Genomic DNA, 21,394 nt, shown 5'->3' with positions numbered 1-21,394 from the left:
TTTGATTACAATTTAATTGTTATAAAATAATATTATCAGTGAGTTAGTTCAGGATAAAGTTTTCGATTGCGGTTTTATCGCTTTTTAGCAACTTATTCCAATCCCGCAAGGGTAATTGTAAGTCAATTATACAATTTCCCTGTTCATCGAAACGCTCATTATGAATACAGTTTAACTCATATAAAGCACCGCGTAACTTTCCAGCTGTCGGTGGTAGCTTTAAACTATGTTTAACCACATCAGTAGACAACAATTCACTTAAAGCTTGATTCAGTAAATCCAAGCCAGTATTGGCTCGAGCCGATAACCACACCCGTATCGGTTTGCCTGTTTCATCTCGGTCAATTCTCGGGGCAACATCATCAAGGGCATCGATTTTATTGCAGACCAATAATTGTGGTACCTCATGCGCCCCTATTTCTTCCAACACCACATCAACTTGCGCAATATTGTCTGCCCGTCGTTCATCGGCAATGTCGACAACATGCAATTGTAAATCGGCTTCACGGGTCTCGGTGAGCGTAGCCTTGAAAGCCGCCACCAAATCGTGAGGTAGATGTCGGATAAAACCTACTGTATCGGCTAAGATGATGCGCCCGACGTCTTGAATGTGCAATTTGCGTAAAGTCGGATCCAAGGTCGCAAACAACTGATCGGCTGCGTACACATCAGCATCGGTAATTTGATTAAACAATGTAGACTTTCCGGCATTGGTATATCCAACCAAAGAAACCGTCGGGATCTCCGCTCGCTCTCGGGCACGGCGTCCTTGGTGACGCTGTTTTTCCACCTTTTCTAAGCGCATTCTTATGTTGTGCATACGTTCGCGCAACAATCGGCGATCAGTTTCAAGTTGGGTTTCACCAGGTCCACGCAAGCCGATACCACCTTTTTGCCTTTCAAGGTGAGTCCAGCCACGGATCAACCGGGTACTAATGTGCTTCAGTTGTGCGAGTTCAACCTGCAGTTTACCTTCGTGAGTTCTTGCCCGTTGAGCAAAAATATCCAGGATCAAGGTTGTTCTGTCGATAACGCGACATTCACACAATGCTTCTAAATTTTTTTCTTGCGAGGGTGAGAGGATGTGATTTACCAAGATCACATTCGCCTGATGCAAATTTACTGCGTCACGAATTTCTTCAGCTTTACCGCTGCCAACAAAATATTTGGGGTGAGGGGTATCACGTTTACCTGTGACAACGGTTAAAGAATTAACGCCAGCAGAAGACACTAACATCTCAAATTCATTAAGGTCTTCACGGGCGTTTTCTTGTGGAAAATCTATGTGAACGAGTACTGCTTGCTCACCTGCTTGACGCCTATCAAACAAGTGAACAACTCCAATTCATTTTCATTAAAACTTATTCCATCGGTTGATTAAATTCAGCCGGAGTAGAGGTATTTACGGCACGAGACGGTACGACGGTTGAAATCGCATGCTTGTACACCATTTGGCTTACTGTATTTTTAAGTAAGATCACAAATTGATCGAAAGATTCAACTTGCCCCTGTAACTTGATCCCATTAACCAGATAAATTGCAACTGGAATACGATCACGACGCAAAGCGTTTAAGAATGGGTCTTGTAAAGATTGCCCTTTTGCCATGGTTAGGCCCCTTATTGTTATTTTAATCAAATTTAGACAGTAGCTTCGTAGGTATCAAGCAAAAACTTCTTTAAAAAATATATAGTTACACAACGAGCATAGTAAGTATACACTATGATTTTAAGTTTGCTATAGAAGTTAACACCTGTTCTAAATTTGATTGATTATTGGTGGTTAGCCAAGTTAAATTGTCCCAACTTCTTAACCAAGTAAGTTGTCTTTTTGCGAGCTGTCTAGTGGCACAAATACCCCGAAATACCATTTCATCATAGTCAATATCGCCTTCAAGATACTGCCACATTTGACGATAGCCAACGCATCTAATAGAAGGTAAATCGATATTTAAATCAGGACGTTTTTTTAAATTTTCGACTTCAGCCTGGAACCCCTGCTCTAGCATCATATGAAAACGCTGTTCAATGCGTTTATGTAATTCTGCTCTCTCAGAAGTCATTATAGCAAATTGTAAAATATCGCCAGCAAGGTTATCACCTTTTATTTTGGTCAGCTCTGTTAAAGTCTTATTTGTTATGCGATAAACTTCTAAAGCACGCGATAATCTTTGTGGATCATTCACGTTTATTCTGGCCGCTGACACCGGATCGATTTCGCTTAATTGCTGATGCAAGTGGTCCCAACCATAGTCCTGCGCTTCTTTTGCAATCTGTTCGCGAATAAATGTATCCGCTGGTGGTAATGGCGATATCCCTTCAATTAAGCTTTTAAAGTACATCATCGTACCGCCAACCAAAACAGGTATACGTCCATTGGCTCGAATGCTTGCTATCTCTTTTTTCGCATCGCGACAAAAGTCTGACACCGAATAGCTTTGCGCGGGATCGATAATATCTATTAACCGATGAGGATACTTAGCTAACTCAGCTTTCGTTGGTTTGGCACTGCCAATATCAAAGCCCTTGTAGATAAGGGCCGAATCAACACTAATAATATCGCATGGCAAAGAGTCAACCAATTGCATTGCCAAGTCAGTTTTACCAGAGGCTGTTGGCCCCATGATACAAATAACGGGTGGTAGCGATGTTTTATTGGCTGAGTTCATGTAAGTGCTTTTTTAACTGATTAATATGCTTAGTAAGGTCAACCTCGACCGAATTCAAGGGTATGAGTTGATAAAGATCGACATTTTGTAAGGCCTGAGCATTAACCAACATTTGCTTTGCAAAAATAAAGTCAATATTTTCAGGCAATAACATACAAGCAAAGGCGTTACTTAAGTCAACTTTGTTTTGCTCTATTTGTTGCTGCAATATATCTAACAAAGCGATAAAGCTTTGCTGAATGTCTTGCTCTCTAAGTTTAGCTGGGTATTGCCTAATTATGCAGGCGGCGGATTTTAACTCTAGGATAACCCCAGCATCAACAAAGATGTGCTGATGATTACCAATAAATTGCTGCTGTTCCAACGTTAATGCAACCCTTACTGGCAACAATAGTGGTTGCGAGACAATGCCTTGGGTTAACGCTAACTGCATTTGATTAACCAGGATTTGTTTGCAAATGGGGGTTAAATCTAGGCAAATTAGCTTTTGCTCAAAAGAGGCTAACGCACAATTTTGCTCCAGCATAGTGAATAATTGCAACTGATCTAAGCGAAAGCTATCTGAAGCTAGGGCGCCGGTTTTGTTAGCTTCTTCTTTCATCAAAGCAGGCGTTTGAGGTTCTATTAAAGGCTCATGGTTGCCAACTGGGGTGATCAATTGCTGATAATTTTCAACCGATGCTTTACTTGGTGTCGAAGAAGCATAATGCGCTCTAGCACTATTGACTCTGGCTCCTGAGCGACTTGAAGGGTGTGGCGCGGGCGACGTTTTTAGGGGCTGTACATAATCTCTATTCGAATCCGCATGTGCTAAAGCGCTCGTTTGTTGATAAGCATTATAGCTTTCGCTTGATTGATGAGCACCCGATAAATGCGTTTCAGGTGATTGCTCTAGAGTTTGCTCAATGGCGGCACAAATAAAGTCATGCACCAAACGCGACTGATGAAATCTCACTTCATGTTTCGCCGGGTGCACATTAACATCAACATCTTTGTGATCAAGATTAAAAAATAACACAAACGCTGGATAACCATCGCTGCCTAACCTATCGCCATAAGCTTGGCGAATCGCATGGTTAATTAATTTATCCCGCATCATTCGGCCGTTGACATAGCTGTAACTTAAATCATTTTGACTGCGAATAAATTCAGGCTGAGCTATCCAGCCCCAAAGATGAAAATTATCGTGGTCAAACTCCAACGCGATGGCGTTGTCCATAAATGCTTGGCCACAAATAGCGGCAATACGTTTTTCAATCTGTTTTTGATTGTTGGCCGCGCGATATTGACGAATGACTTTGCCGTTATGGGTTAAGGTAAGAGATAAATCGAGCTTAGATAACGCGATTCGGCGCACCACTTCATCAATATGACTGAACTCCGTTTTTTCGGTGCGTAAGAACTTTCTGCGCGCAGGAGTATTAAAGAATAAATCTTCAACATTAATGCTAGTACCTTTAGGGTGAGCGGCCGGCTTAACTTCAACTTGCATTTCTCGACCTAAGGCAATGGCTTGCCAAGCACTTTCTTGTTCTTCGGTTTTCGAGGTGAGAGTTAATCGGGCAACCGAACTAATCGAGGCGAGCGCCTCACCGCGAAAGCCAAGACTTTGGATCGCCTCTAGGTCATCTAAGCTTTTAATTTTACTCGTAGCGTGCCGACTTAAAGCCAATGTCAGTTGATCTTTGGCAATACCACAACCGTCATCCGTCACTTTAATCCGCTTAGCACCACCTTTATCAATTTCAATGGTAATACTTGTTGCGCCAGCATCGATGCTGTTTTCAACCAACTCCTTAACAACAGATGCGGGCCGTTCTACCACTTCGCCAGCGGCAATTTGGTTTGCCAACCGAGCTGGTAATATTTGTATTGACATAAGGTTAATTAACTCGAGGAATGGTCAGGGTTTGACCGATATGCACGGTATCTGATTTGAGATTGTTCGCCAGTTTCAATTGCTTAATCGATACTTTATAACGTTGTGCGAGTACAGATAAAGACTCACCGCTTTTAATTCGATGCTGCCTTGGTTTCAGCTTGGCCAAATATGAGCCTTCAGGAGGATAATTCATAAAGTATTGTTTCATACCTGAAAACATAGCTTTGGCTAATTTTTGTTGATGATTTGATGACATCAAATTTTTAAAGTCATAAGGGTTTGAAATAAAGCCTGTTTCCACCAAGATTGATGGTATATCAGATGATTTTAGCACCGCAAGCGAACGATTAACTGGGGTAGTTTTATGCATTCGTGTCACTTTTTTCATTTCATTAATGACAATTCGGGCCATTTTGTCACTGATTTCCAACGACTTATCTTTGGTTAAATCGGCTAATGTTACCGCTAGGTTGTCATCGTTAGTTTTTTTAATCCAATCGCCACCACCGCCGAGTAATTCGGAGTTTTTCTCTCGGTTAGCCAACCAGCGAGATAGTTCTGAGTCGGCACGAGCATTGGTCACCACCCAAACAGAGCCGCCTCTTGGCTTTGACGAAGTAAAAGCATCGGCATGGATAGACACTAAAAAGTCTACTTGTTTTTGACGAGCTATTTCAGTGCGGCGATTTAAGTTCACGTAATAATCGCCATCACGGATCATCTCGGCGCGAAACCCAGGTTCTTTATCGATGAGCTTTTTCAGTTTTCGGGCAATCGATAAAGTGATTTTTTTCTCATAAACACCGGATTTTGAAATAGAACCTGGATCTTCACCACCATGACCGGCATCAATACCTATAATGACATCTCGACTGGTGTCTTTAGGTTGATGCTCTGCGACCGTTGTTTTGCGATTATTATCAAACAAATCAACCACCAAACGACTGCCATAAGGCCCAGTTGGAGACAGCGGAAAGACATTCTCTTTGTAATTGGCGTTTAATTCCAACACGATTCGAGTGGTTGATTTATTTTTATGTCTACTGGTGCGAATGAGTTTAATTCGGGGATCATCCTTTGCTAGCCCTTTTAAAGACACCAATTTTTTGGTGTGCTGAAAATCAATGACTAAGCGGCGGGGGTTGCTCAATTCAAAGTAACTGTATTGTGGCTTTTCACTAAGATCAAACACTACCCGAGTGTTATCTGGAGCGGGCCAAATACGAACACCTTCAATGGCATTACCTGCGAGAGCCCAAAAACTTAGGGCATATAATAATCCAAAAATACTAATTCGCGTCATAACTGACATAATAAGCGTACTACTTCTTTTAATGCTCTATTAAGTTGAGGATAGCTTCACCTGTATCGGTTTTAGCGCTAAACGTCACAATACGTTGTTCGTTATCATACTGTAAATTAATAATAAGATCTTCTTTGGGTAAAATACCAGCACCTTTTTCAGGCCATTCGATAAAACAACATGATTTTTGTAAGAAATAATCTCTGATGCCCATGAATTCCAATTCTTCAGGATCTGCTAATCGATATAAATCAAAGTGATAAACTTGATATGGTGGCAAATCATAAGGCTCTACTAAGGTATAGGTTGGGCTTTTTACCTTGCCTTGATGTCCCATGCCTTGGACAAAGCCGCGTGTTAAGGTCGTTTTCCCAGCGCCTAAATCACCATATAAAAAGACCACCAGAGACGATAAATTTAAACCTTTAGCGATGCTCGCTAATTGTTGCCCAGCACTGACGGTTGCCGCTTCATCGGCTAATACTATTGATACTGTTTTCATTAAAATTGATTCACCAAAGTTCTAATATAAGGCATGATATCACTGGCTAACAGGCCTTTTTCGCCCTGTTTAACCGCTCGATCGGCAGCTTGCCCATGCAAATTAACCGCCAAACATGCGGCATCGTACAAAGATGTAGATTGTAAACTGATACTGGCTAGGATGCCAGAAAGGACATCCCCCATGCCGGCCACAGCCATACCTGGATTGCCGCTGATATTCGCTCGAACGTGTTGACCATTACTAATGAGCGTACCGGCGCCTTTTAATACGCATACCCCGCCATATTTTTGCACAATGTTTGCTATGGCTTGATAGCGATCCGCTTCAATGTCTTCAATCGAACATTTTAGCAAATACGCAGCTTCACCAGGGTGTGGCGTCAATACCCAGTTGTTTCGATACAGCTGTGTTTTAGATAAGTAATATAAGCCATCGGCATCAATGACCATGGTTTTATTAAGCGCGATGGCCTGTTCAAAAGCTTTTTCTGACCACTGGCTGCGACCAAGTCCAGGGCCTAGCAGCACCACATCGGATTTAGCACGGTTAATACTCGTCCCTAAATTTTGCTCATCTGTGCTAGTTATAAGATCCACATAGACAATTTCGGGTAATGCAGGGGCTATCATCGCGCGACAACTAGGATGACAACAAAGAGCCACCAAACCAGCGCCAGAGCGCAAGGCTGCAAAAGAAGACAGCATGGCCGCGCCAGGATATGCTGGCGCACCTGAGACCACCAACACACACCCATTTCGGCCTTTGTGTCCACACACATCGCGCGATGTTAATGCCGAAAAATCTGCTTTCGCGTTGAGCCTAAATGGGCTCTTAAGTTGCGAAGATAAGCCCTTACCAAGCCCCAAATCATCAAAATAAAGCGCTCCGGTGTATGCTTTTGCTCTCCCCGTCACCAACCCTTTTTTTATGCCGACAAACGTCACGGTCGCATGTGCCAAAACAACCTCCCCTAACGCTTGTCCGGTATCGCCATTTAAACCAGAAGGCAAATCAATACTCAGTACTTTGGCATCCGCACGATTTATAGCTGCAATATAGGGGATATATTCATCTCGCACGGGACCGGTTATACCAGTACCTAGTAAGCCATCAACAATGACATCGTAATCGTTCCAATTTGGCGTGGTCGTATTTACCTTACCGCCACTTTGTAAATAATCCTGATAAGCTCTTTGGGCATCGCCCGCAAGAAGCTTAGGGTCACACACACTGTGCACAGCAACGCTATAATTTCGCGCAAGGCGAGCTAGGACATAGCCATCGCCACCATTATTTCCCTTACCGGTTACAATTAATAATGATGTGTTTTGAGGCCAATAGGTTTGCAAAAATTGCCATAATGCATTCGCTGCGCGCTCCATCAATTGATAAGAGTTTAAGCCGAAAGATGCCGCGATATGCAACTCATTGTCGGCAATATCTTTACAACTGTACAACGCTTGTTGTGTGTCAGCGGTTAACTTTTTTGCTATCATATTGCACCCGTGCCGGTTTAAAACTTATGTTTCGAGCTGTGACATAATTAAGCATAGAATCGACTGCGCAAAATTGAAAAGTTTAAGATTATCAGGAACAAACTTATGGCCTCGACCGAAAAAGTCGATTTAAAAGCATTGAAAGCCTCGATTGTGCAATGGGCGCAAGAATTAGGCTTTAGTGATATTGGTGTCAGTGATGTTGACTTAAGTCAGCATCAACAAGCCTTAGAGCGCTGGTTGAAAAATCAATATCATGGCAACATGGACTATATGAACCGTAATATAGAGATGCGGGTACAACCAGATGCGTTACTACCGGGTACCTTAAGAGTTATCTCGGTGCGAATGGATTATTTGCCAACCAATGCCAAGTTTGCCCAGCTCCTAAAGCAACCTGATCATGCTTACATTTCACGTTATGCGCTTGGTCGCGATTACCATAAACTAATGCGTAATCGTTTAAAGCAACTGGGCGAAAAAATAAAACAGCATTGTCACCAACTCAACTTCCGACCTTTTGTTGATTCTGCGCCAATTTTGGAACGGCCATTAGCCGAAAAAGCCGGTTTAGGTTGGGTCGGAAAACACAGTCTATTACTCAATAAGCAAGCTGGGTCATGGTTTTTTCTCGGCGAACTCCTTGTTGACATCGAACTGCCTATAGACCAGCAAACCCCAAATCACTGTGGTGATTGTGTTGCTTGCATGAAAATTTGCCCAACCAATGCCATTGTTGAACCCTATGTTGTCGATGCTAGACGTTGTATTTCTTATTTAACCATTGAACTGCGAGAATCGATTCCACTAGAGCTGAGAAATTTAATCGGCAATCGCATTTATGGCTGTGATGATTGCCAGTTAATTTGCCCATGGAATCGGTTTGCCAAATTAAGTGTTGAAGCAGATTTTCAGGCCCGTAATGCATTTGACGAGCCCCCTTTGCTTGCCTTGTTTGCATGGACCGAAGACGAATTTTTAAAGCGTACGCAAGGTTCGCCTATAAGGCGTATTGGCTATGCTTGCTGGCAACGTAACATTGCGACAGCAATGGGTAATGCGCCATTTAATGCTGATATTGTCAAAGCGCTGATGCAACAACATGGCAAGGTGAATGATATGGTTGATGAACATATTGATTGGGCTCTAGAGCAACAACGACTAAAGCAACAGCAAAGTATGAACAATCAAAACGAGCGCTTGACGGCAAGATTAATAAGATCAATCGAGAAAGGGTTGAGCCGTGACGCTTAAATTTCTTCGACAAATAAATTTAACTGTTCAATAATGCTGCCCATTTCACCGACCCTGCTTTCTACCTCGTCATAGTGCTCTTGTTCGAGTTGTTCAGCAAGCTTTTCACAACAATGAGAGAGCTTATTTGAAGACAGAATTTTCGCGGTTTTTAATATCGAACGGTTCAATTCCTGGGCTTTGGCGTAATTTTTACTCGCAAGCGCTTCTTTTAGCTTTTTGTGATTGGTTTGGTTGCGATTGATGTAATCATCAAGCATGAATACCGCCATCTCAGCCGAGCCATGGTATTCATTAAACTTTTCTAAATCGATTAGAGAACCAACATCTGTGGTCATTTCTGTGGTGCCAAACTCTTGTTTTTTCTTCGCCACAGCTTCGTCGATGGACTGATTAAAGTCATTAACATCGGGCACTTCCAAGTTAATGATGTCTTCAAGTTGTTCTTTGTTTGTTCTGGTTCTTGCTAACAAGGCCATCGCTTCTTGATCTTGCTCGTGTTGTAGCTTAATTTCTTCAACCCCTATGCTGTAACTTGCATTCACTAAAACCAATAACCGCCAAGCTAAGAATAAGCTCGAACTCATTAGTAACACTATAAACACATAACCAACGGGTACCATGGTGGACTCTTTCACTTTAATATTTATTAGAGGCAGTTCTAACTGAAACTCTGGTAAGTGAAAGAAGTTGGGCTGTTCAATTAACGATGCGGTTCGTTTTAAGAATAATTGATAGTTTTTAAGCTCTTGAACCACCTTTTCCATGGTTTCAATTTCAATATTCCACTTCGAGAATAACTGACCTGAGCCCATAAACTGATTAGAGATATTTAAAATGTCTTTATTAATATCGGCCAACACTGGATTGTTAATGTCCCTTGCTAACTGGCCATTAATGTTTTTCGTTAATGACGCAATCTGACTGGAAATAGCATTAAGCTGAGTTGGGGTTGTTCTGTGCGATAAGGCGGTTAGTTGCTTCTGTATTTTCAATAATTCTTGATAAATGTATTGATACAACTGCAAAGTATTAATATCACTGACCACGGTATTAATTTCAGAGGTGGCTAGTCGAGTTGGTTTGGCCATAATTTCTAATGACGAAGAATTCAAGCTAATTTGCGCTTGGTTTCTATATTTTTCAACGTCTGAAATGATGTCCGCTAAAGTGGCGTAATTGGCGTTATATTGGCCAATCCTTGACTGACGTGTAAGCAATAAGTCATCGACTAAGACGACAAAGTTTTTATAACCTTGAGCATACTCTTGCGCGGTTTTTGCAATTTGATCCGCGGTGTTGTCGCGAATATTGTCATTGACCATAAGGACATGGTTGCGACTTAAATCAACAATTTCGAGCCAAGCTTGTTTTACGTTTGCTAATGGCTGTGCCACTTCTTGTTGGGTAATGTATATGTGTTGAGTGACAATCTGATTTTCAAGCTCTGCCACGCTTTTCATCAGTTGGGCATTATTTTTAATAAAAGGGATCTGTTGGAGATGCAAAAATTCGGCTTTTTTCGCTTGTTGGCTGTATAACCACATCGAGGTACCGAGTAATAGAACCATAGTGCCTAAGAGCAAGCCAACATATAAGGATGCTCTTAAGATGATTCTTTTTGGCGCCACTGTATTAAAAAGTGAATTTAGCATTACCATGGTTCCTGTTATTTTTATTTTGTATCGGTATGATTTTTAACCATATAGTTATACATTAATACACTTTTTCGAATAAGATAAAGTTTTTTGTAAAATAAAAGTAAAAAAGCCGGCAATTGCCGGCTTTTTTTCTGAAAACTTATCTACCTATTAAATTTTGAACACATGCTGACGATAGACTTTTAGCTCATTAATTGATTCTTTAATATCATCAAGGGCAAGGTGAGCACCGGTTTTTTCAACTTTCGTCAGAACCTCAGGTTGCCAACGTCTTACCAATTCTTTAATCGTGCTAACATCAAGGTTACGATAATGAAAGTGTTGTTCTAACTCGGGCATGTAGCGGTTGATAAAACGACGATCTTGACCAATGGTATTACCACACATCGGTGATACGCCTTTAGGTACCCATTGCGTTAGAAATGCCAGCGTTTGCTGTTCTGCTTGTTCGATGGTTACTGTAGATTGTTGACAACGTTGTGTTAAGCCACTTTTTCCATGTTGTTTAATGCACCATTCATTCATATTCTCAAGCACAGTATCAGATTGATGTATCGCCAATACAGGGCCTTGAGCCAAAATATTTAGTTGGCTATCGGTCACTATGGATGCGATTTCCAAAATAACATCCTGTTCAGGTTCGAGGCCGGTCATTTCGAGATCGAGCCAAATCAGATTTTGTGGATCTTGTAACATTTACTTCAACCTTATATTCGATTAAGTCTTAATATTTCTCAGTTACGGCCTTGATAGCATGCGGATAAAAAAGCCTATGCTCAATGCTAATGTAAATTTTTGCCATTAAAAACAGCAGTAACGCTTTAAACACTTCTATGAACGCGCCAAAACCGAGCTTTTTTCACGCTTAGGAGCCGATATAAACCGTGCTGAAATTCGCATCTTAATAAGAAATGAGTATATAATACGGTATTCTTCAAAGCTTTAATATCAATAGATATAAATACAAGCCCTTGCTTGTATTAGCATAGTCAACAACTGAACTTGAGCCGTGGCCAAAACAAAGAAACTGACCAAAGGTCAAAATAGGCGGATTAAAAAAAATCTCGCGAATAAGCTGAAATCGAATGACCAGGTCAATTGGCAAGATGATCAATTAGGGCCTCAGCAACAAGGGGTCATTATCAGTCGATTTGGCCAACATGCCGATGTGCAAACCGATGACGGTGAGATTTTTCGCTGTAATATTCGCCGAACCATCAAAAGTTTGGTCTGTGGAGATCTGGTTGTTTGGCGTCAAGGCAAAGAAACTCAACACAGTGTTAGTGGTGTTATTGAAGCCGTACACGAGCGCCATTCGGTTTTAAGTCGACCCGATGTATACGATGGGGTTAAACCTATTGCGGCCAATATCGATCAAATTTTTATTGTCTCTTCGGTCGTGCCTGCGTTTAATCCCGACATTATAGATCGCTATCTTGTTGCCACTGAACTCACCGGTATTAAACCGATTATTATCCTTAATAAAACCGATTTGCTTGACCCACAAAACCGTGATCTCATTGAACAGCGCTTAGCGATCATCAAGGACATTGGTTACGAAGTCATTCATGCCAGTAGCAAACTCGAGTCGGGGATTGAGCCCATTCGCCAACGATTAAAAGATAAAACCTCAATTTTTGTGGGTCAATCAGGGGTCGGCAAGTCCACTTTGGTCAATACTCTGATGCCCGAATTGAACCTTCTAACACAAGAAGTATCTGAAAACTCAGGTTTAGGTCAACACACCACCACCGTTGCCCGCCTATATCATTTTCCCACTGGTGGTCGCTTAATTGACTCGCCAGGGATACGAGAATTTGGTTTATGGCACTTAAGTCCTGAGCAAGTTGATCGAGGCTTTATCGAATTTCAACCTTATTTTGGTGGCTGTAAGTTTCGCGACTGCAAGCACCTTAACGATCCCGGCTGTGCACTTAAACAAGCGGTTTTAGATGGTCATATCAACCCATTGCGTTTTGAAAGCTATCAACGCATTATTGCCAGCTTGGGAGATAACAAGTTAACCTCTCGTTTTAATTAAATGTTTTTTACGTTTAACATATACATATAAAGGAAGTTCTAGTGTCACTAGATAATATGAAAATAGCTCTACAATACGCCATGCCTAAACATGGTTTGTCTCGCCTTGTTGGCTTATTTGCAAAATCAAAAGCCGGCTGGTTGACTCACTTTGCTATTAAACGATTTATCAAAGCATACGGCATTGATATGAGTGAAGCGAAATGGCAAAACCCAGAAGATTTTGCCACTTTTAATGACTTTTTCACCCGCGAACTGAAAGACGGCGCCCGTGAAATCAATCCAGATCCAATGGAAATTTGTTTCCCTGTTGATGGTACCATCAGTCAACAAGGTGATATCGAAGACGACCGCGTTATTCAAGCCAAAGGCTTTAACTATTCTTTGACCACGTTACTTGGTGGCAATGAAGAAACCGCAGCGCCCTTTCAACAAGGTAAGTTTTCAACCATCTATTTAGCCCCTAAAGACTATCATCGTATTCATATGCCAATGGATGGTACGTTAAGAGAAATGATTTTTGTACCAGGCGATTTATTTTCTGTTAACCCGTTAACAGCCAACAATGTGCCTAACTTGTTTTCTCGCAATGAGCGTGTTGTGGCTATCTTTGATACCGAAATAGGCCCTATGGCCATGGTTCTTGTTGGGGCGACCATTGTTGCCAGTATTGAGACCGTTTGGGCTGGCACTATTGCCCCGTCTAAAGGCAAACAGATCCAACGTTGGCAGTACCCAAGCGACGGTGAGCATGCGATTCATTTGAAAAAAGGCGAAGAGATGGGGCGCTTTAAGTTAGGTTCAACGACCGTGTGTTGTTTCCCTAAAGATACCATTGAGTTTACTGAAGGCGATGACAACGGCACTGTGACACGCCTTGGCAAACCGTATGCGCAACGTATCGATAAAGCACAAGCCAAAGCAGAAACACCTGCAGAGAACTAATTGTGCGCATTTTTGCCCATCGCGGAGCCAGTGGTTACGAGCCAGAGAATACGCTCTTAGCCATTAAAAAAGCTTTGCACATGAAGGTGGACGCCATTGAAATTGATGTTCACCTTTGTGATGGGCAACTCGTGCTTATTCATGACCATTGGGTTGATAAAACCACCAACGGTCATGGCCGAGTAAGTCAAATGAGTTTTACTCAGTTACGTTTACTCGACGCCGGTAAAAACTGCCAAATTCCGACCCTAAATGAAGCGCTCGAACTGATTGCTGGTCAATGCTCTGTCAATATCGAATTAAAGTCCGCAGGAACCGTTGAATTAACCCTGCAAGCGATGCAGCATGCGATCAACCATTACGGCTTTAGCCAACAACAATTTATCGTTTCCTCATTTGATCATCACCTAATAAAACACCTAAAGCAACTTGCCCCTAGTTACCAAATTGGTGCCTTAACCGCCAGCTGTCCGATTGATTATGCCGCTTTTGCCAGCGCACTTAATGCCTACAGTGTGCATGTCGATTTTGATGTGATAAGCCAAGCATTTGTCGAAGATGCTCACCAGCGTGGACTAAAAGTGTATGTCTATACCTGCGATCGGCAGGAAGATCTTATCCATTTAGCCAAGCTTAAGGTAGATGGTGTATTTGCAAATTATCCTGATCAAGCCAAAGCCATTTTACTCGCCGCCAAATAACCTCGAGCCAACACGATAGCCAATAGCCCCTTGCTCTTATCAATCGCAATTCAACCATCATAAAGTAAAAATGAAAAGGGATTGCTGTTGCAATCCCTATGAGTGAAACGTGATTAAATTTTCAAACGATAACGACCACGATTATCGGGTCGCCCAATAAAGCTGAGTAATGGTCGTACTTCGGCCGGAAACTTAGCCCCCGGAGTTAAATACCCTTGGCCGCTAATTTTATCCATTGCCACCCGTGCGTTAAATTCTAGGCCAAGGTTATTATTGATATCTATGGTAACCAGCAATTCGCCTTGTTCGCAGGTTAAATCAGCCTTTAATGGGCCCAATTCAACGCTTTCATCCATTGCACTAACGCGTGCTTGCGGCCAACTTAATTGCCCTGCAAGGTGTGAACAAATCGGTTGACCAACAACAAACTTATCGATGTTTAACTGTAAGTCGCCATCAGCTTGCAACTCAAATGGCACCGGATAATAAGACAAGGCGGTGTTTGCCGCTACCGATACGTTCGCATCGCTAACGGTTAAATCAGAGCTTAACCCTCTTAATGTTAGGCTGCCGTTTGGTTGGCTCTTACTGCGATTACCAAAGTCAATGTCAACACTTGGGTTAAAGGTTAATAAAGACAATAAATTCACCGTCCAGCGTACATTCTTCAGTTCTACCTGTTCAACCCAAATACTTTCTGCCCGGCCATGCCAAAGGCTGCCTTTGGGGTTCACCACGGCCACCTGTTTTGGTAGTTCTACAAATCCTAATATATTTTTAATCGGTGCCAGAGCAATAACAAACCCCAAATAGGCAACGACAAATATAACCACTATTAGAGTGAGTTTCTTACCTGAAATCATCCTTTAGATACCTGTAATCGTCTTACTTTAACCGTACCAGCAACCGATGCTGGTGCAATATCGATGGCCTCAACGTGCAAACCTTCACGGGTTGTTAAGCTATCAAGCCACGTGATCAAGTTATCAAAAGGCACCTCATCTATCCACACTTGCAAATCATCCCCTTGTGGTTGCATTCTGGCTAAGGTGATATTTTGACTTCGAGCTGTACGGTTTACAATGCTCGATAAACTTCCCGTTGAAGTTACCCCGCCTTGTTGTTTTAAGGCCTGGTAGCGTTGTAGGTTTGTTGCCATCCATGCGGCCAGTTTTTGTTGCCTCTCAACCCGCTCTTTACTTCTTTCGACACTATCATTTAATGGTTGCCAAATAACGGTGACGAATAAAAAAATCGTAACCACTAGCGCCATGATGGCCACCAAAGATTTCTCTCGTTGATTTAATGCCTGCCATTTTTCTTTTAGCATTATGATTTTCCTTTGATGTTAAATGAACCCACAACTTGATCGCCTTGATTACTTTGGGCTCCCGCATCAACGTCTAAGTCAGCTTTGATAAGTTCCGCTTTAAACGCTTCAAAACTTTGATAGTTTTTTCCTCGAACATTGAGTCTAAGCTCATTGCGTTTAGCATCAAAACGTAATGAGTCCGGTTTCAAACTGGGGACGGCAATAAAAGCTGGCCTTATCCGGTCAATCATCACCAGCAAATCGGTATCACTACTACCACCACCAAGCTCGGAAATTTTATTCGATAACTGGCGTTTTACGGTATTTAATCGAACCCGTTTGGTGTCGGGAAAAACCTCTTTGTAATTTTGCTCAATTTGCGCTGAGAGTGCATCATATTCGGCTTCTAGTTGCCAAATTTCAACACCTTTAAGAAGTAAATTAAGCACCAGCGCAAGCATCGCTATCGAGGCGACTGCCAACCAATTCTTACGCAGTGGTGATGTCTTTTCTTTTATTTGAAACGCCCCCTGCAATAAATTAAATGATTGCTTAGCAGCCCCCCTTGCCAATAACAACATGGGTAACTCAGGCTCTTCTAACGTAAACTCGATGTTGTCAATATCGCCTGAAAACTCACTGTATAGGTGAATTTGGCATGGTGTTTTATTCTCCTGACAGGCTTTTTGTAAGACCACCGGCGCAAAATTGCTATCTATTACCGCACCATCCCAAACCGATTTTGCCAGTAGCCATTGGCCATCAATTTCAATCGCCGTCCAAGCACCATCAATCACCGGCATAGCTAAAACATCGGGTAGCATTTGTTTAATTGCAATATTGGCCTTGGCGAACCAGCCCAACCACGTGTGCATTTGGTGCTCTTGAACATAAGCTAAAAAGCAATTGGCATCCCCCTGATAGCCTTTTGGCTTGTTGCTAAAAGCAAAATACAACTCTTCAACATCTTGGGCGATATTGTCTTCAATCATAAAAGGTGCGGCGCTTTTAATCGCCCGGTCTGATTTGCCAGGAACAGGTAGTGCGGTTACATGTACATCAGCGCCATTGACCAGTACAACAACGTCTCGATTGTAGGCTTTTTCGGTTAATTCACCAAGCTCAAAGCAAGAGCTTAAGCGACCGCTAGCAATTTCATCCTCATTGCCAGGTTGTTCAATAAGCCATTGAATAGGCCCTTGTTCCTGACTTGAAATACGGATATAGAGGGTTTCTTTCATTAATCTGCTCCAATACTGCGATTGATGACGCTGATGCTTTGATCGGTATTAATTTTCATCACTGAACTCATACTGAAAAAACTGTTGTTAAATGATGTTGTTGTTTTCAGCTTAAAGTACTCACTGTCGACCACAAACTGCTGACGAAATTGATTAAAATCTTTAATCTCTTTAACTTGCGTAAGACTATAAAAATCCTCGATTTTTTCAAATCCGCTGTCGCCGCGTTCAGACAGTATATCTTGCGCCTGTGATTTGTCTATACCACCTAATAAAGCCTGCAATAAGATGGGCTTTTCTGGGTCGATGGTATTGATGTTTATTTTGTGTATATCCGAATTAGGGAGCACACAAACATAGTCTTTTAATGCGTTTATCACAGCTGGGGTAAAATGCTCAATGACGCGTAATTCGCCCACACTGGCCAATTTACTGTTGGCTGCCAGATAGGGGTGTAATTTGGCGGCATAGTCGTTATCTTCAGCCCCACCCGAACCAGAAATAATACTGTCACCGTCAAGCCAGTCATATAATGAATCCGCCATGGACTCGGCTTCAAAACTGGTGATGCCTTCGACCTCAAGTAAAATGATAAGCTCTTTTAAGGCCATTTTAGGGAGGTTTTTTTCACCACTTTGTTCGTTATTAGTTTGGCTGCTTTCATCGCCCGTATCGCTAGCCTTGTCGTCTGCATTGGTCTGGCTGTTACCACTGCCCGTTGAATACGATTCGGCTTTGGTTTGTTCTGATTGCACCAAAGCGTTTAAGTTAAGACAAGATTGTAAGTCGGATATTTCGCCACTGATCTCACCAAGGTCAACTGGAAAGCTACTTTGCCCTGACGCCCAAATTTGCCCTAAGTGCGTCACATTCTTGTCGCTGCTATCTTGAAAAGAAAGGGTTAATACTGTTTTCGCAAACGCTTCAGCCCCCATCGCATACCAATAGGCTTGCTGGTTTGAGTTTATGTTTTCGACCCGTTGCAATTGCAACAATAAGGCAGAATTCATTTTGGTCGCAAAAACAACCGCCAGTGCAACCACAAGCAACACAGTAATTAACGCTACCCCTTTTTGCGCGGCTCTAATCATTGTTTTCGGTACTCGACATTGTGCTAGGCAACAAAAATTGGCGACGAATCAAGCCGTACTCTTCCAACTCTATTTCCACTGCGATTGCTTCGGGTAAATCACTGGTAGGCAAATTTTCTTGCCACTTGTTGGCATAATAATATTCAAAAGCCAAGCTTTTGACCCCATTGAGCAAGGGCCGAACTTTTGGCTCTTCGCCAACAACCGGATCGGCAAAGACATAATGGATTCTGTTAAGCGTCTGTTCTTCTAGTTGATATCCAAGCGCTTGTACATCACTACGGGGTAATAATAAGGCAGGATTGCGCCAACCCGTTCGAACGAAACCAATGCCCTGTTCAACACTGGCAAAACTGGTTTCTGAACTGTAAATAAAGTTCTTAAGTGGTGCTTCACCTTCTAGGCGTATGGTGCGACGAGTCATTTGCAAAAAGTCTCTTTCCATCACCAAAAACGCTCGTTGTAGCTGATTTATTTGACTGGTTTTTATTTTATTGGCGTCGCTGCTTTCTATAATGTTGGTCAGCATAGCCGTGCTTGCCAGTGAGATAATGGCAAATAGGGCAACCGCTATTAATACTTCCAGTAAGGTAAAGCCTTTATTTCTCATTAGCTTTTAGCCTTTGGATTACTGACATAAGTGACTAACGAGGTTATCTCGTGTTTATCTTTTTCATCAAATCGCACTTCAATGGTGATTGCCCGTAGGTTTTTATCCTCGGTTTCTTTGACAATTTTATGGAAAAACCATTCTCGATTTGCCATTTCAACCCGCCCAGAAGCTTTCTTTGGTGGCCAAGTTTGATCTAAAGTAGCATCGACCAACTTATTCGCCGCTATCCACTGAGCAATACTCACATCTTCGATATGATTGGTTCCCATAAGAGTTGAATTGACCGACTTAGTTAACGCCATGCCTGCTAGGGCAAAAATAGCCAAAGCCAGCATGACTTCCAATAAAGTGAAGCCTTTCATTTGTCTAGCGTTCATGGTCAAACCAAGGTCCTTTTATTACCAAGGGTATAGAATACTCCCCCGTAACATCAAAATTCATCGGTAAATCGGTGCCATCATCATAGGTGAAGGTTAAGGTAAACGGGGTTATTTCCCCCGCGGACAAAATATAGACTTGTGGATAAATGAATTCTTCTTCGTCTTTAAACGATTCTTCGGTTTCGATTTCTTCAAACAATGATTGATCAAGCGAGAGCTCGTCTTCCAGCGCGAGTTCATCCAAACTCAGCTTAATGCTAAAGGGCGGTTCAAATTGAACTTGTTGAAAGAATTTATGTTCAGAAATGGGTACCCAGCGTACTCCATCAAAGCCTAAGAACTGGTAGCTATTGTCTTTGACATAAAGCCCTAACTCTAGGTTATTTAGCAGAGCATATTCGCTGGCAAGAACAAATACGGAGGAAAATTTCTGGCTATGTTGCTCAAGTTCATCTTCGATATCGACTCCTCGGATCCCAGGGATCAGGGCAGTCACCATAAAGCCGATGATCACCAATACCAACAATACCTCAAGCAGGGTAAACCCCTTAATACTTCGCACCGAATTATTCCTTTAAAGGCGACAACTGCTTCAATAGCATCTAGTGAAACATTAAGAATCGCTTTGTTTTTTACCAGAGCGCCACTCTTCTAGGTTCCAGTTACCAATATCATCATCGGTACCTGGTTCACCATCGGCGCCAGCACTAAAAATATCAAATTTACCCATTTCACCAGGACTGAGAAGAATGTATTCATTACCCCATGGGTCTTCGGGTAGTCGGTTAATATAACCACCATCAAGAAAGCGCCTTGGTAGGGGTTCAATATCGGTTTCTTCTACCAGGGCTTCTAGACCTTGATCGGTCGTTGGGAATTGATAATTGTCGGTTTTATAACGAATCATCGCCCCTTCTAAGGCCGAGACATCAGAGATGGCTTTTTGAATATTGGCTTTGTCTAGGTTACCAATTAAATTAGGAACGACCATACTGCCCAAAATACCTAAGATAACAATAACGACCATGACTTCTAACAAGGTAAAACCCTTGGATGCCTTAAATTGTTTACGATTCATATTTAATTCCTATATTAATGTATTTAACTGCAGTATTGGCTGAATAATTGCCATTACTATAAATAGTACCACACCCGCCATCGATACCATGAGAGCCGGTTCAAAGACTTTTAATGAGATACTAACGATGGCTTCAAATTCACGATCCTGATTATCCGCCGCTCGTTCTAACATTTGTTCTAACTCGCCACTTTTTTCACCACTGGCAATCATGTGTAACATCATTGGGGGAAATAACTTGGTTTGTTTCAATGACGACTGCAAACTGGTACCTTCGCGCACTTTGTCGGCGGCTTCTTTTACCCGAGCTTTTATATGCTCGTTGGTGAGTACCTCTCCGGCAATCTTCATGCTCTCTAATAATGGCACGGCACTGGCTGTACAAATGCTTAACGTTCGCGCAAACCGAGCGGTATTGATGCCACGAGCGACTTTGCCAATGATCGGTAAAAATAAAGTTTTGGCATGAACTTGCAAACGAAAGCCTGGTTTTTTCATCATTTGCTTAAACGCCACAATGGCCAAAACAATTAATAATACAATCCACAAAGCGTAAGATTGTAAAAATTCACTGACCGCGATTAAAAACGTTGTGGTCGCCGGAAGTTGCTGGTTCATGTGTTCAAACTGACCAACAATTTCAGGCACAACGGCCACCAACAAAACAATAATAACGCTAACCGCAATCACGGTCATAATAATGGGGTAAACTAATGCTTGAATAAGCTGGGAACGCATATGTTGACGTTGCTCGGTATAGTCTGCCAAGCGATTTAACACATTATCTAAGTGACCTGACTTTTCACCCGCAGCCACCATCGCTCGATATAAGTTTTCAAAAATGGCCGGAAATTCTGCCATCGACTCGGCTAAAGTGAAACCTTCCGTTACTTTAGAGCGCACCGACATGATGATACTTTTTAGTTTATCTTTTTCACACTGCTCGGCCACAGCCAGTAGCGCCTCTTCTAACGGTAAGCCCGACTCCACCAACGTAGCTAATTGACGGGTAATTAACGCCAGCTCCGTTGTCGATATGCGTTTACCACCAAAGCGAGATCCTGTGGACTGTTCTTTGGCTTTGTTTAAACTGGCAGTCACTTCAATGGGGATCAAGCCCTGTTCACGGAGCAAACTACGAACTTGACGAGCGGTATCCCCTTCAATAACACCTTTTTTGGTTTTGCCTTTGGCGTCAACGGCCTGATAATCAAATGCTGCCATC

General features: G+C 42.3%; 22 protein-coding genes. 4 read left to right on the top strand and 18 right to left on the bottom strand.

The window, feature by feature from the left end; translation table 11 throughout:
• Positions 1–43: 43 nt before the first annotated feature.
• The 7 genes from hflX to ACAY00_RS00795 all read right to left on the bottom strand — a co-directional run bounded on the left by hflX (position 44) and on the right by ACAY00_RS00795 (position 7,853).
• On the bottom strand, positions 44–1,330 hold the full coding sequence (hflX, locus tag ACAY00_RS00825) for a ribosome rescue GTPase HflX (RefSeq protein ID WP_371375916.1): 1,287 nt from the start codon (positions 1,328–1,330) through the stop codon (positions 44–46).
• A gap of 31 nt (positions 1,331–1,361) precedes the next feature.
• A complete protein-coding gene (hfq, locus tag ACAY00_RS00820) occupies positions 1,362–1,607 on the bottom strand; it encodes an RNA chaperone Hfq (RefSeq protein WP_371375914.1) in 246 nt (81 codons plus the stop codon).
• Positions 1,608–1,719: 112 nt separating this feature from the next.
• Positions 1,720–2,667 carry a tRNA (adenosine(37)-N6)-dimethylallyltransferase MiaA gene (gene miaA, locus ACAY00_RS00815; RefSeq protein WP_371375912.1) on the bottom strand — a complete coding sequence of 316 codons (948 nt, stop codon included), beginning with the start codon at positions 2,665–2,667 and terminating at the stop codon, positions 1,720–1,722.
• The gene (gene mutL, locus ACAY00_RS00810; protein WP_371375910.1) at positions 2,651–4,546 is read right to left on the bottom strand and encodes a DNA mismatch repair endonuclease MutL; all 1,896 of its coding nucleotides are present in this window, start codon (positions 4,544–4,546) and stop codon (positions 2,651–2,653) included. Before mutL ends, miaA begins: the two co-directional genes overlap by 17 nt.
• 4 nt (positions 4,547–4,550) lie before the next feature.
• On the bottom strand, positions 4,551–5,861 hold the full coding sequence (locus ACAY00_RS00805) for an N-acetylmuramoyl-L-alanine amidase (protein ID WP_371375908.1): 1,311 nt from the start codon (positions 5,859–5,861) through the stop codon (positions 4,551–4,553).
• Positions 5,862–5,880: 19 nt separating this feature from the next.
• Positions 5,881–6,354, bottom strand: coding sequence for a tRNA (adenosine(37)-N6)-threonylcarbamoyltransferase complex ATPase subunit type 1 TsaE (gene tsaE / locus ACAY00_RS00800; RefSeq protein WP_371375905.1), 474 nt, complete (start codon positions 6,352–6,354; stop codon positions 5,881–5,883).
• Positions 6,354–7,853, bottom strand: coding sequence for an NAD(P)H-hydrate dehydratase (locus ACAY00_RS00795; protein WP_371375903.1), 1,500 nt, complete (start codon positions 7,851–7,853; stop codon positions 6,354–6,356). The genes tsaE and ACAY00_RS00795 overlap by 1 nt, the downstream gene beginning before the upstream one ends.
• Positions 7,854–7,958: 105 nt before the next feature.
• On the opposite strand from ACAY00_RS00795, the gene queG reads away from it, so the two are divergent.
• A complete protein-coding gene (queG, locus tag ACAY00_RS00790) occupies positions 7,959–9,107 on the top strand; it encodes a tRNA epoxyqueuosine(34) reductase QueG (protein WP_371375901.1) in 1,149 nt (382 codons plus the stop codon).
• Here the strand turns inward: queG and ACAY00_RS00785 are convergent.
• Both ACAY00_RS00785 and orn read right to left on the bottom strand, forming a co-directional pair.
• Complete coding sequence (locus tag ACAY00_RS00785; RefSeq protein ID WP_371375898.1) at positions 9,104–10,762, bottom strand: hypothetical protein; 1,659 nt, start codon at positions 10,760–10,762, stop codon at positions 9,104–9,106. The genes queG and ACAY00_RS00785 overlap by 4 nt on opposite strands.
• 156 nt (positions 10,763–10,918) lie before the next feature.
• Complete coding sequence (gene orn, locus ACAY00_RS00780; RefSeq protein ID WP_371375896.1) at positions 10,919–11,464, bottom strand: oligoribonuclease; 546 nt, start codon at positions 11,462–11,464, stop codon at positions 10,919–10,921.
• Positions 11,465–11,777: 313 nt separating this feature from the next.
• Between orn and rsgA the strand changes: the two genes are divergently transcribed.
• The 3 genes from rsgA to ACAY00_RS00765 are packed head-to-tail and all read left to right on the top strand — an operon-like array spanning position 11,778 to position 14,454.
• A complete protein-coding gene (gene rsgA, locus ACAY00_RS00775) occupies positions 11,778–12,809 on the top strand; it encodes a small ribosomal subunit biogenesis GTPase RsgA (RefSeq protein ID WP_371375894.1) in 1,032 nt (343 codons plus the stop codon).
• Positions 12,810–12,850: 41 nt separating this feature from the next.
• Positions 12,851–13,753, top strand: a complete 903-nt coding sequence (asd, locus tag ACAY00_RS00770; RefSeq protein ID WP_371375891.1) for an archaetidylserine decarboxylase — start codon at positions 12,851–12,853, stop codon at positions 13,751–13,753.
• Positions 13,754–13,755: 2 nt separating this feature from the next.
• Positions 13,756–14,454, top strand: a complete 699-nt coding sequence (locus ACAY00_RS00765; protein ID WP_371375888.1) for a glycerophosphodiester phosphodiesterase — start codon at positions 13,756–13,758, stop codon at positions 14,452–14,454.
• Positions 14,455–14,567: 113 nt separating this feature from the next.
• On the opposite strand, the gene ACAY00_RS00760 is transcribed toward ACAY00_RS00765, so the two are convergent.
• From ACAY00_RS00760 to gspF, 9 genes are read right to left on the bottom strand one after another with little or no spacing between them, the layout of a single operon-like run.
• Complete coding sequence (locus tag ACAY00_RS00760; RefSeq protein WP_371375886.1) at positions 14,568–15,317, bottom strand: type II secretion system protein N; 750 nt, start codon at positions 15,315–15,317, stop codon at positions 14,568–14,570.
• The gene (gspM, locus tag ACAY00_RS00755; protein ID WP_371375884.1) at positions 15,314–15,784 is read right to left on the bottom strand and encodes a type II secretion system protein GspM; all 471 of its coding nucleotides are present in this window, start codon (positions 15,782–15,784) and stop codon (positions 15,314–15,316) included. Before gspM ends, ACAY00_RS00760 begins: the two co-directional genes overlap by 4 nt.
• A complete protein-coding gene (gene gspL, locus ACAY00_RS00750; protein WP_371375881.1) occupies positions 15,784–17,007 on the bottom strand; it encodes a type II secretion system protein GspL in 1,224 nt (407 codons plus the stop codon). Before gspL ends, gspM begins: the two co-directional genes overlap by 1 nt.
• Complete coding sequence (gspK, locus tag ACAY00_RS00745; protein WP_371375878.1) at positions 17,007–18,098, bottom strand: type II secretion system minor pseudopilin GspK; 1,092 nt, start codon at positions 18,096–18,098, stop codon at positions 17,007–17,009. The genes gspL and gspK overlap by 1 nt, the downstream gene beginning before the upstream one ends.
• Complete coding sequence (gspJ, locus tag ACAY00_RS00740; protein ID WP_371375876.1) at positions 18,091–18,708, bottom strand: type II secretion system minor pseudopilin GspJ; 618 nt, start codon at positions 18,706–18,708, stop codon at positions 18,091–18,093. Before gspJ ends, gspK begins: the two co-directional genes overlap by 8 nt.
• Positions 18,708–19,088 (bottom strand): type II secretion system minor pseudopilin GspI, encoded by a 381-nt coding sequence (gene gspI, locus ACAY00_RS00735; RefSeq protein WP_371375873.1) that lies wholly within the window; start codon positions 19,086–19,088, stop codon positions 18,708–18,710. The genes gspJ and gspI overlap by 1 nt, the downstream gene beginning before the upstream one ends.
• Positions 19,078–19,653, bottom strand: coding sequence for a prepilin-type N-terminal cleavage/methylation domain-containing protein (locus tag ACAY00_RS00730; RefSeq protein WP_371375870.1), 576 nt, complete (start codon positions 19,651–19,653; stop codon positions 19,078–19,080). The genes gspI and ACAY00_RS00730 overlap by 11 nt, the downstream gene beginning before the upstream one ends.
• A gap of 51 nt (positions 19,654–19,704) precedes the next feature.
• Positions 19,705–20,169 carry a type II secretion system major pseudopilin GspG gene (gspG, locus tag ACAY00_RS00725; RefSeq protein ID WP_371375868.1) on the bottom strand — a complete coding sequence of 155 codons (465 nt, stop codon included), beginning with the start codon at positions 20,167–20,169 and terminating at the stop codon, positions 19,705–19,707.
• A 9-nt stretch (positions 20,170–20,178) separates the two neighbouring features.
• Positions 20,179–21,393 carry a type II secretion system inner membrane protein GspF gene (gene gspF / locus ACAY00_RS00720; RefSeq protein WP_371375865.1) on the bottom strand — a complete coding sequence of 405 codons (1,215 nt, stop codon included), beginning with the start codon at positions 21,391–21,393 and terminating at the stop codon, positions 20,179–20,181.
• Between the last annotated feature and the right edge of the window lies 1 nt (position 21,394).

The sequence above is a fragment of the Thalassotalea sp. 273M-4 genome (genome assembly GCF_041410465.1).
GTDB classification, from domain to species: Bacteria; Pseudomonadota; Gammaproteobacteria; order Enterobacterales; family Alteromonadaceae; genus Thalassotalea_A; species Thalassotalea_A aquiviva.
The sequence above is the reverse complement of the archived record's forward strand: the minus strand, read 5'-3'. Positions and strand labels throughout refer to the sequence as shown.

Coding starts and splice junctions, on each gene's coding strand:
- mutL (WP_371375910.1), bottom strand. CDS start 4,546: ATGTCAATACAAATATTACCAGCTCGGTTGGCAAACCAAATTGCCGCT.
- gspK (WP_371375878.1), bottom strand. CDS start 18,098: ATGATTAGAGCCGCGCAAAAAGGGGTAGCGTTAATTACTGTGTTGCTT.
- gspG (WP_371375868.1), bottom strand. CDS start 20,169: ATGAATCGTAAACAATTTAAGGCATCCAAGGGTTTTACCTTGTTAGAA.
- miaA (WP_371375912.1), bottom strand. CDS start 2,667: ATGAACTCAGCCAATAAAACATCGCTACCACCCGTTATTTGTATCATG.
- gspL (WP_371375881.1), bottom strand. CDS start 17,007: ATGAAAGAAACCCTCTATATCCGTATTTCAAGTCAGGAACAAGGGCCT.
- ACAY00_RS00805 (WP_371375908.1), bottom strand. CDS start 5,861: ATGTCAGTTATGACGCGAATTAGTATTTTTGGATTATTATATGCCCTA.
- gspJ (WP_371375876.1), bottom strand. CDS start 18,708: ATGAGAAATAAAGGCTTTACCTTACTGGAAGTATTAATAGCGGTTGCC.
- ACAY00_RS00760 (WP_371375886.1), bottom strand. CDS start 15,317: ATGATTTCAGGTAAGAAACTCACTCTAATAGTGGTTATATTTGTCGTT.
- queG (WP_371375901.1), top strand. CDS start 7,959: ATGGCCTCGACCGAAAAAGTCGATTTAAAAGCATTGAAAGCCTCGATT.
- hfq (WP_371375914.1), bottom strand. CDS start 1,607: ATGGCAAAAGGGCAATCTTTACAAGACCCATTCTTAAACGCTTTGCGT.
- ACAY00_RS00785 (WP_371375898.1), bottom strand. CDS start 10,762: ATGCTAAATTCACTTTTTAATACAGTGGCGCCAAAAAGAATCATCTTA.
- gspM (WP_371375884.1), bottom strand. CDS start 15,784: ATGCTAAAAGAAAAATGGCAGGCATTAAATCAACGAGAGAAATCTTTG.
- gspF (WP_371375865.1), bottom strand. CDS start 21,393: ATGGCAGCATTTGATTATCAGGCCGTTGACGCCAAAGGCAAAACCAAA.
- gspI (WP_371375873.1), bottom strand. CDS start 19,088: ATGAACGCTAGACAAATGAAAGGCTTCACTTTATTGGAAGTCATGCTG.
- tsaE (WP_371375905.1), bottom strand. CDS start 6,354: ATGAAAACAGTATCAATAGTATTAGCCGATGAAGCGGCAACCGTCAGT.
- orn (WP_371375896.1), bottom strand. CDS start 11,464: ATGTTACAAGATCCACAAAATCTGATTTGGCTCGATCTCGAAATGACC.
- ACAY00_RS00795 (WP_371375903.1), bottom strand. CDS start 7,853: ATGATAGCAAAAAAGTTAACCGCTGACACACAACAAGCGTTGTACAGT.